At 66.4% G+C, this 10,554-nt stretch carries 7 protein-coding genes; 2 read left to right on the top strand and 5 right to left on the bottom strand.

Features of this window, described 5'->3' with window-relative positions:
• Positions 1 to 207: 207 nt before the first annotated feature.
• Entirely contained in the window at positions 208 to 3,240 is a 3,033-nt protein-coding gene (locus ACUYTF_RS06510; RefSeq protein WP_434141866.1) for a family 43 glycosylhydrolase, read from the bottom strand.
• Positions 3,241 to 3,869: 629 nt separating this feature from the next.
• Here ACUYTF_RS06510 and ACUYTF_RS06505 point away from each other — a divergent pair.
• On the top strand, positions 3,870 to 5,264 hold the full coding sequence (locus ACUYTF_RS06505; protein WP_434141867.1) for an amidase family protein: 1,395 nt from the start codon (positions 3,870 to 3,872) through the stop codon (positions 5,262 to 5,264).
• Between the two features lie 126 nt (positions 5,265 to 5,390).
• Positions 5,391 to 6,473, top strand: coding sequence for a sn-glycerol-3-phosphate ABC transporter ATP-binding protein UgpC (locus tag ACUYTF_RS06500; protein ID WP_434141868.1), 1,083 nt, complete (start codon positions 5,391 to 5,393; stop codon positions 6,471 to 6,473).
• 75 nt (positions 6,474 to 6,548) lie between these two features.
• On the opposite strand, the gene ACUYTF_RS06495 is transcribed toward ACUYTF_RS06500, so the two are convergent.
• The 4 genes from ACUYTF_RS06495 to ACUYTF_RS06480 all read right to left on the bottom strand — a co-directional run bounded on the left by ACUYTF_RS06495 (position 6,549) and on the right by ACUYTF_RS06480 (position 10,535).
• The gene (locus ACUYTF_RS06495) at positions 6,549 to 7,610 is read right to left on the bottom strand and encodes a Gfo/Idh/MocA family oxidoreductase (protein WP_434141869.1); all 1,062 of its coding nucleotides are present in this window, start codon (positions 7,608 to 7,610) and stop codon (positions 6,549 to 6,551) included.
• Positions 7,607 to 8,623, bottom strand: coding sequence for a Gfo/Idh/MocA family oxidoreductase (locus ACUYTF_RS06490; RefSeq protein ID WP_434141870.1), 1,017 nt, complete (start codon positions 8,621 to 8,623; stop codon positions 7,607 to 7,609). The genes ACUYTF_RS06495 and ACUYTF_RS06490 overlap by 4 nt, the downstream gene beginning before the upstream one ends.
• A gap of 263 nt (positions 8,624 to 8,886) precedes the next feature.
• The gene (locus tag ACUYTF_RS06485) at positions 8,887 to 9,783 is read right to left on the bottom strand and encodes an inositol monophosphatase family protein (protein WP_434141871.1); all 897 of its coding nucleotides are present in this window, start codon (positions 9,781 to 9,783) and stop codon (positions 8,887 to 8,889) included.
• Positions 9,780 to 10,535: a UTRA domain-containing protein gene (locus ACUYTF_RS06480; RefSeq protein WP_434141872.1), complete on the bottom strand. Its 756-nt coding sequence runs from the start codon at positions 10,533 to 10,535 to the stop codon at positions 9,780 to 9,782. Before ACUYTF_RS06480 ends, ACUYTF_RS06485 begins: the two co-directional genes overlap by 4 nt.
• Positions 10,536 to 10,554 lie beyond the last annotated feature (19 nt).

Genomic DNA, 10,554 nt, shown 5'->3' with positions numbered 1-10,554 from the left:
CGACCTCGACCTCGACCTCGACCTCGGCCTCGACCAAAAAAAGTGATCAGCCCGATATATGCCGCTTCCGCGGCGTGTCGAACATATATCTGGCAGATCACATACCTTCCGGCACCGCCTCAAACCGGCCCGACCCGAAAGTGCGCGGGTGCCGGTGCGGTCACCGCAGCGATGACCACACCGGCACCTCGGCTATACCCCCGGAACCTATGCCCGGTTCACACGCCGACGACGCAGCAGCCACGCGGCCACCCCGAGAAGCACGAGCGCCCCGCCAGCAACAGCAGCGCCTCCCGCACCATCAGCACCGGTCGCGGCCAACCGATCTCCGGTGCCCTGGACACCAGAAACGGTGTCACCGTGAGCCCCAGTGCTGGCACTGCCAGCACCAGCACCAGCACTGCCAACACCACCGTTCACACCATCGGCACCACTCGAGGCCCCGCCACTATCAGCGACACCACCACCGGCGCTGCCACCGTTGCCGCCGTCAGCACCACCGTTGCCGCCGTCAGCACCACCGTTGCCACCATCAGCACCACCGTTGCCACCATCAGCACCACTGTTGCCGCCATCAGCACCGCCGTTACCGCCGTCAGCACCGCCGTTGTTCGAATCGTCGACTGCGGCAAAAGCCCAGTTGTCGACCTCGACCAAGTCAGTCTCGCCGTCTACGCCCTCAGGGGCCTCGAAGACGAAGAATACATCGTGTTCCCCTTCAGCGCCGGTCACGTCGGCCGTCACCGTGGTCCACTCGCCTACCGCGCCCGTGACCGGAATCTCGGAGATAACGGCACCGTCGACATTGTCGAGACGCACCTGGATGCTGGCACCTTCGACGAGCGGCTTGACCTTCGCCGACACGCTCTTTGCGCCAGTTCCGAAGTCCACTCCCGCGATCCCTGCAAAATCACCGTCATCGACGCTTGATAGCACCAGGTTGCCACTGCCATTGTGCTCCGGGAACTCTGCAGACTCGACCTCCGTCTTGTCCATGCTGAGGCCCAATTGCCAGGCAAGCGTTTCAGCCTCAAAGGTGCGATACGGGTCGAAGCTCTCGACCTGCTCGACACCGGCGCGCGTGCCCTCAACAGGCTTGATCGTGCCATCCTCGTTGAACTCGAGCTTGTCGATGTGCACCGAACGGTAGCCCTGGGTCGCACCCGGAGTACCAAGGGCCTCAGCCCATGCTGCGCCGCGCGTCTGCGCGTGGTACGTCAGGTATGTCTCCCCCTTGTAATTGAACATGTCGGAATGGTTATTGCCACCATTGCCTGCACCAAAGAACGTGCCCTGGTTCTGGAAGGCAACTCCCGCATACTTGGATGCGCTCAGATCCATTGGATCGTCGGTCATCATGTATGCGATCGCTCCACGCTCCGGGTACTTGCCCGGCTCCGCCTCCACCTGGAAGTTCGAAGAGTACGAGTAGTAGTACTTGCCGTCTCGCTTGAACATGCTCGATGCCTCGAACATGCCGGGGGCGTCAATCTCGACCGGATCGCCATCGAGGGTGACCATGTCGTCTTTCAGCTTCGCCACGCGGGTCGATTTCGGGTTCTGCGGCCCCTGCACATTCGGCTCCGTGCCGATCTGTGAGTTGCCGCCGAAGTAGAGGTATCCCTGGCCGTCATCGTCAATGAACACCTCAGGGTCGAAGAGCCACATGCCGGCGGGGAAGCCACCCGAAGCGATGTAGTCTGCGGAGACCGTGTCGGGAATGATCTTCTTGCCGAGCGGGTCAGTCCAAGGCCCGAGCGGTGAGCCGCCAATGGTCACAGCTGTTCCGCTGCCGTTGTCGCAGAAGTACAGGTAGACCTTCCCGTCCTTCTCAATCGCGGCGGGTGCCCACGAGTTGCTGGACCAGGGCAGTGCCCCGTCAGCCCTGGAGATCGGAATCGAACCGTGGTCGACCCAGTTGACCATGTCGCTTGTCGACATCACATTCAAACGCGTGATCGCCCCGTATCCGTTTGACTGGGTGGGCAGCCCGTTCTCGTCTTTCGAGTTCGCCTCGTACTGCTGGGTGTCATCCGTCGAGTAGATGTAGAGCCGATCCTTATACACAAGGTGGTGCGGGTCGGCACCGAACTTGTGGCCCACGAGTGGATTGTGGTCGCCGATCGGTTTAGTCTGCACCTTCTCGAGAGTGGTGAACTCAGGTGCTGGCGGAGCATCGGCGATCTTGACCAGCGACAGCTCGTCCACCTTGAAATCTTGCAGCGCGTTCGATCCCCAGGGCGTCTCTACAAAGAACCAGTCGGCCGCTGCGTGCTTGGCCTCCGCGGTGAACTCTTGCGCGAACGCACCCCATTCACCCTGGTTGAAGGTGTGACCATAGTCGGCACAGCCGTTGAAGTTTGACGGGCAGAACGTGAAATTAAACTGCTGCGTTGCATTACCGGAGTCGTACTTCAGCTTTCCACTCATCCGATAACTTGCACCCACTTCTAAAGCGCCAGCGACGCTAGCAAATGGGCCCGACTGCGTGTTTTCGCGCTCGCTCACCTGCAGGGAGTGAGCGCCACTCGCTGCGTCATCGCTGAGCGCGAGGATGCCACCACGGGTCGATGACCAGCCCGTGAAGTCTGACGCAAATCGGCCGTCTGGAAGAAGATTGCCGGGAACCGCCGGAGGCTCAGCCGCAGAGGTGCCACCGCCACCCGCGCTGAGTGAAAAGTCATCGATAACAAACGACTGCACACTCGTGTTCCACGGGGTTTCGAGGAACAGCACATCGTACTCTGCGGCAAGCGGTGTAAAGGTCTCGGTGATGGTGGCCCATTCACCAGCCGCTGCGGTCACCGAAGACACAACATCGCATTTGCTTCGTGATGAGGTACACAGAACCGCATTGAAATCCTGCGTTTCCGGTGCCCCTTCTGCAGCTGCGTACTTCAGAGAAACCGACAGGTTATAGCTCGCGTCGGTCGTGAGCTTTCCTGTCACTGTGGCGGCCGGGCCCGACTGGAAGCCCGTCCGTTCGCTGATCTCAAGCGCTCCCTGCCCTGTTTTGGCGTCAGCACTCGCGGCTAACGTGCCACCGAACGGCGCTGTCCAGCCTGCTATTCCACTTTCAAACGTGCCGTTCGGCACTATCTCGATCGACTCCGCGAAGGCCGCCGCGCCGAAACTTCCGGCCGTAAACGACGAAGCGATGAGCGCCCCGACACCGAGCAGCGACGCAGTACGCGCCAGGTGCCCTTGAGGCCGATACCGGCGTCCAGTTATTGATTCCACTTGATTCTCCTATTCACTGTGTGGATCATTGGCTCGGCCGCGCAACAGCAGCCGCGGTCACCAGAAGCCGCGCGAGTGGCGGCGGGCGCAGGACGCTCGGTCACGGAGCGCGCTTCGCCCGGGGATGCAATTGGCAAGTTGTCCTTGGCGCGGCGACATATTGCGGCGCGGCACATCGCGACACACCGCATCGCGACACACCGCATCGCAGTGCGACGAGCGGCACACCTGAGCGCGGCGCGGCGAGGCGCACGGCCTCTCGGCACACGTCGACATATGTCGACGTGGCGCTGGGCATCACAGCACGGCACGACACCCGCTGCAAGCTGGGTCGGCTCTGGGTTAGGGGGACGCTCATGAATGTCTTCCTCGACGCGGCTGGGAACTATCCCGGATCTGTTATCGCTCACAATCTTTGTGAGCGATAACAGCAAGTCCTGACCCTGAAGTCTAACGAAGTCGGCGTGTCTTGACTAGGGTGGCCCGGGGCGGCACCGGGCGACTTCGGACAGACCGGGGCACCCCAGGGCGGCCCCGAACAGACCAGAAGCCACCCCGAACAGACCAGGAGCAGCCCCGCGGCACGAGAAAACCGTGACGCGCGACGGCGCGGTCAATACAGTGGAGCCATGAACGAACTGCCCCGATCAGCGATCGAACTCCGCGACGCCCTGCGCAGCGGCGATATCACCGCAACCGAGGCCGCCGAAGCGACTCTTGCGCGCATCGCAGCGCGGCCCGAACTCGGTGCGTTCATCGCCCTCACTGCCGAACGCGCCCTCGAAGAGGCGCGCGCCGCTGACACACGCTTCGCGGCGACCTCCCCCGATGCTCGGGCACAGCTGCCGCCGCTCCACGGCTTCCCCCTCGCACACAAGGATCTGCTCGAGGTGGCCGGGGCCCCAACGAGCTACGGCACCGCCGCCATGCCAACCACGGTCGCTGAGAACGACGCCCCCGGGGTCGCGGCGCTGCGAGCGGCAGGCGCGATCTCGCTCGGCAAAACCCAGGTGCCAGAACTCGGCCTGAACGCCTACTCCGAGAACCTCGTCGCCGCCCCCGCACGCAACCCGCTCGATCTTTCGCGCACACCCGGTGGCTCATCCGGTGGCAGCGCCGCGGCTGTCGCGGGCGGCATTCTCGCCGCGGCTCCCGGGAATGACGGCGGCGGCTCCGTGCGTATTCCCGCCCTCGCGTGCGGCCTCGTCGGGTTAAAGCCCGGCCTCGGTGCGATCGAGACCGACCTCGCCGAGGGCCCGGTCGACGCCTTCGGCGCGCCACGGCTCGTCGTCTCGGGCCCCCTCGCACACAACGCCCTCGACGCCGCCATGCTCTACGACGCCATGCGAGGCGAACAGGGCCGCGGCGCCGCGGCCACCCTGTCCGGTGTGCGCGACGCCGACGCACTCACGAGCCTCCGCATCGGCCTCAGCACCGCATCGCCGTTTGAGGCGGCGCATCCGACGCCGCTCTCCCCCGAAGCACGCGAAGCATGGCGCATCGCTGCGGACCGCCTCGCCGCCCGTGGACACCACGTCGAAGACGCCCGCTTCACCTACGACCCGCGCTACCCCGAGATCTTCGGGCACTGCTGGATGGCCGGGCTCTCCCTGCTGCCACTCCCCGAGGGTGCCGATATCCTACTCACCGATTTCACGAGATTCTTCAGGGATCGCGCCCTCGCCCGCACCACCGAAGAGCATTTCGCGGCGGCCGCCACGCTCACACAGATCGCCGCCGACTTCCGCACCCAGTGGGGCGAGTACGATGCCGTGCTCACACCCGGGCTCGCCGCAGCGCCGCCCGAGATCGGCGCGTTCATGCGCCTCGCCCCCGAAGACGACTACCGCGCACAGTGCGAATGGACACCCTTCACCTCGATGGTCAACGTCGCGGGCCTCCCCGCGATCGCCGTGCCGACGCTGCAACTGCCCGGCGGCCTCTCGATGGGCGCGCAGCTCATCGGACGCCGCGGCTCGGAGCCGCAACTCCTGCAGCTCGCCGCCCAGCTCATGGAGAAATGAGTCTCGGCGATCCCTGGAGAAAGTGCTAACCTGAACCCGGCCCAACGACGGGCCGCGGCGGCCGCATAGACCGCCGTTCACTTCACTACGGATCGTCCGGCACGTACCTGCCGGTGGAGGAAAATCATGGCAACTGTTGCGTTCGAAAATATCAGCTGCGTCTACCCCGGGGCCACGAGGCCCTCGGTCGACGACCTCAATCTCGACATCGCGGATGGCGAGTTCCTCGTACTCGTCGGGCCCTCGGGCTGCGGCAAGTCGACCACGCTGCGCATGCTCGCCGGCCTCGAAGAGGCCAGCTCGGGCCGCATCACCATCGGCGACCGCGACGTCACGCAGACGCCGCCGAAGGATCGCGACATCGCGATGGTGTTCCAGAACTACGCGCTCTACCCGCACATGACGGTCGCCGAGAACATGGGCTTCGCCCTGAAGATCGCCGGCGTCTCGAAGGAGGAGCGCCGGGCCCGCGTCGAAGAGGCCGCGAAGATGCTCGACCTCGAGGAGTACCTCGACCGCAAGCCGAAGGCGCTCTCGGGCGGCCAGCGCCAGCGCGTCGCGATGGGCCGCGCGATCGTGCGCTCGCCCCAGGTGTTCCTGATGGACGAGCCGCTGTCGAACCTCGACGCCAAGCTGCGCGTGCAGACCCGCACCCAGATCGCGTCCCTGCAGCGCCGTCTCGGAGTCACGACCGTATACGTCACCCACGACCAGACCGAGGCCCTCACCATGGGCGACCGCATCGCCGTGCTGAACGCCGGCAAGCTGCAGCAGGTCGGCACCCCGAGCGAACTCTACGAGACCCCGAACAACGTGTTCGTGGCGGGCTTCATCGGCTCGCCGTCGATGAACCTGCTGCCGGTCGACCTCACCGCCGACGGCGCGAAGCTCGGCGACGCGCTCCTGCCGGTGCCCGCCGCGACCCTCGCCGCGACCACCGGATCGACCGCGACCCTCGGCGTGCGCCCCGAAGACCTCGTCGTCGGCCCGGCCGGCGGCCCCGGCATCCAGGTGCAGATCGATCTCGTCGAAGAGCTCGGCGCCGACGGCTACCTCTACGGCCACATCGCCGGCGCCTCCGAGCGCATCGAGATCGTGTCGCGCGTCGACGGCCGCAACCACCCCGTCGCCGGCGAGGTCGTCACCCTCACGCCGAACGCGTCGCACCTGCACCTCTTCGACGCGGAGACCGGGCTGCGCGTCTCGTAACCAGTGCTCGGCAGGGGTCGCAGCATGCGCGACGATCCCTGCCGAGACGCGATCCTTGCCGAGCGGCAGGCCCTGCTACGGCAGCGGATCGCCCATGAGTTCGCGCGCCCGCTCCATGAGGGCGACCGTCTCGAGCGTCCGGTCGAGCGGGCGCAGCGGCGACTCGGCGAGACCCGCGTCGAGGCAGCGCGCGACCTCGAGCGCCTCCCAGAAGAGCTGGGTATGCGCGAGCGCGGGCTCGTCGTAGCGCAGTTCGCCGCCGTCGTGGAACCGCACGACGACCGGGCCGGGCTGGTAGAACGGCCCGTCGAGCACGAGGGTCGCCTCGGCGCCCGCGACATATGCGCGGGTCGGGGTGTCGGCCAGCATCGTCGCGGCGACGGCGGCCTGCCGACCGGTTCTCGTCTCGAGCAGCGCATGGAACTGGCCGACCGCCCCGCTCGCGTGCCGCGGCCCGCTCGCCGACCGCACCTGCACGCCGGGCAGCATCTCGTTCGCGAACATCATCACGTAGCTGCCGATGTCGTTCATGGCGCCGCCGCCCTGCGCCGGGTCCATCGCCCGATGGTGGTCGACGAGACGCTCGCCCAACTCGGCCGACACCTGCACGAGTTCGCCGAGCATGCCGCTCTCGATGATCTGCCGCACGACCGAATAGCGCGGCAGCGCCAGCGTCCAGACGGCCTCCATCGCGAAGAGCCCCTTCGCACGGGCGAGGGCGACGAGGCGTTCGGTGTCGGCGAGACGCGGGGTCATCGGCTTCTCGACGAGCACGGGCTTGCCGGCCTCGAGCGCGAGCGTCGCATGCGCGAGGTGCTCGAGGTGACCGGTCGCGACGTAGACGACGTCGACGTCAGCGGCGACCAGGTCTTCGTAGCTGCCGCAGGCCTCGGGTATGCCGTGCTCCGCCGCGAACTCCTCGGCGCGGGCGGTGCTGCGCGACCCGACGGCGACGACCCGCTGGTTCGTGTGCTGCTGCAGGGCCTCGACGAAGCGGGCGGCGATCCAGCCGGTGCCGAGAACGGCCCAGCGCTTGACCGGGCCGGCCAGCGGGTCGGGCACGCGCGGTTGGGGCATGACGCGAGCGGGCGAGGAGCCCGAGAGCGCAGTGCCGGCGGGCGCGGCGCTCGCGGTCATCGGGCAACCGCCGATCCCTGGGTGTCCTCGACCTGCACGAACGCCCCGCCGCTGCGCATCGACGCGACCGCGGCCGCGGCGACCCGGGTCGCGATCGCGCCGTCCTCGACCGTGGCGAGCGTCGGCGCGCGGCCCTCGTTCAGCGCGGTCACCCACTCCTGCAGCTCGAGGCGGTAGGCCTCTGCGAAGCGGGGGCGGAAGTCTTCGGGGATGCCCGTGCGCGTCGACAGCCCGGTCGCGACGGCGAGCCGGTGCGGCTCGGTGATGGCGACGGTGCCGGTCTCGCAGACGACCTCGCAGCGCATGTCGTAGCCGTAGCGGGCGTTGAGGAAGACCTCGACGGTCGAGAGCGCGCCGTCGGCGGTGCGCAGCAGGAGGAGGAAGGGGTCGCGCAACACGCCCGCCGTGCTCGACGGGGTGCTCGGGGCGTGCCAGCTCACCTCGGTGACCGGGGAGTCGAGCAGCCAGGGCACGAGGTCGAGATCATGGATGGCCGAGTTGAAGATGACCGTCTCGTCGGTGGCGCCGGGGCCCGAGGTCACGCCTCGGCCGATCGAGTGCACCATGACGGGGCGGCCGTGCGCGCCGCTCGCGACCTCGCGCTTCTGCGCGAGGTAATCGGGGTCGAAGCGGCGCATGAAGCCCTGGTGCACGAGAGCGGTGCCGCCGTTCACCGCGGCACGGTGGGCGTCGACGACCCGGGTCGCGTCCTCGACCGAATACGACAGCGGCTTCTCGCAGAGCGTCGGCTTGCCCGCGGCGATGCAGGCGAGAGTCTGCTCGGCGTGCAGAAAATCAGGCGACGCGATGAGCACGGCGTCGACGTCGGGGTGGTCGATGAGATCCTGCGCGTTGTCGAATGCGAGGCAGCCGGGGATCGCGGCCGCCGCGGCCCGGGCCCGCTCCATATCGGCATCGGCGACGGCTGCGACCGTCGCCCCCGAGACCTCGGAGTGCAGGCACTGGGCGTGGAAGGCGCCCATCACGCCGGTGCCGATGATGCCGATTCTCATGGTGGTGCTCCTTCGCGCGGCGACCGGGTCACCGGTGCGTCCCGTTTGTGCTGACAAACTGTTCGATTCGAATCTAGCCGCTGGTGGGCTCTCGCTCAAGCAGAACTTGGAGCGCTCCAGAAGTTCTATGTTCTCGGCGCTGGCGCTTCCACCGACCAACCGCCAGGGCCTGGGGACGATGCCGAGGAAGCGCTCGAGAGGAACCTGTGCCGACGGAGCGACGATGGAGTGATGGAGCTCCGCCGGCACAGGTGGTTTTGAGGTCAGAGTTCGTCACGGCCGCTCTGGAACTGGACCAGCTCATCGAGTGCGGGGAAACGTGCGCCGGCAACCGTTCCGACGTAGTTTCCGCAGTAGTGGTCGCGCCTCGGGTCGACGAGTTCGCCGTTGGCGTAGGCCCGATATTCGCCTCCGGCCCGGCGGAGGATGAATGCCCCTGCCGCGACGTCCCACGAATTCGCGCCGAGGTTCAGTACGGCGTCCGCCCACCCGGCAGCGAGGTAGCACATACCCATAGCGCCGCTACCGAGGCAGCGGACCGTAGCGAAATCCTCGGTCATCTGCCGGAACTGCTGCATGGCTTCGTCAGGCGCCCAGACGAGATCACGCGGCCACGGGAAGTGCGATATCACCGTAGCGCATCCCGGCTCGGTGCGCCCGCGAGCATGCAGCTCCTGCGTGCCGTTGAGCCATGCTCCGCCCTCATCCGCGGAGAACATCTGCTCGGCAACCGGGTCGTAGACCACACCCGCCACGATCTCGCCGTCGACCTCGGCTCCGATGCATATGCACCAGAGCGCCAAACCGGTCGCGTAGGCAGCCGTGCCGTCGATGGGATCGACGTGCCAGACGAGACGGGCGTTCTCCGCACCGATGGCGCCGCCTTCCTCGCCCAGCACGGCCGAGCCGGGGTGGCGCTCCAGCAGCACCCGGCGAATCGTCTCTTCGCTGCGGGAGTCGTACTCGGTGACGAGGTCGTGCTTGTCGCTCTTCTCGGAGACCGCGAGATTCGGAAGCCGAAAGCCGGCTAAAGCTTCGACTGCGCCGTCGCGGGCCGCAATCTCAGCAGAAATTCGAAGTGCAACAGTGTCCATACTCGGCATTGAGCCCTTCCTGATTCCTTGCTCTGCACCGCTTGCGGCCCCCTCTTCACGCGTCACGGCGAGGCGATCCCTCGAAGACGATCGTTCTCGGGGTGATTATGATGCGATGAATACTCGTACTGACACCTGGAGTTGAACGAACGGCGTTCTTCTTGAATCACCGGTGTACCCTCCGGAATGCCCATGAATCGCGCCGTGTCGCCCATCGCGAGAACCGCCCGGAACTCGAATTCGGCATGGTGGATGCGCACACCGCTCTCGCGGAGGAGTGCTTCCATGCTCTCGGTTTCCAGTCGTTCCGGCTCGAACGCCACGTACTCGGAGAGCACCCAGTTCTCGAGCACGGCGACGGGTTCATCGTTCGCGCTGCGGTGACGCAGAATATGCACGACAGAGGCCCCCGGCGGGAACTCGCTCAGTTCAGCAAACTCATCATCGACTGTCATCTCCTCGAAGGTCAGCACCTTCGAAAGCGGCTTCCTGGCCGATGCCGAGATCGCGTCGAAGAGAGTGGCGAAGCTGCCCGGTGTACGGCTGATCGGCGCAGCGTGCACGATCCGTGTGCCCTTGCCACGACCGCGTTCGCGCGCCACGATGCCGCGCTCCTCAAGCTTGCCCATCGCTCGCCGGAGTGTCGACCGTGCCACTCCGAACCCGGCGCAGAGCTCGTTCTCGGATGGAAGCAGGGCATCGCGCGAGAGCCTGGCCGACCGCAGGGCATGGTCGAACTGGAAGACGATCTGCAAATACAACGGAATGGAACTCGTATGGTCCACAGGCCGAAAGGTCTCTTCGAATACTGCTCTCACGCCATGTCCCTTTCGGCTT

This window comes from Leucobacter sp. GX0328, from assembly GCF_053567315.1.
Note: the sequence above shows the minus strand (reverse complement) of the source record. Positions and strands in the feature narration are given on the sequence as shown.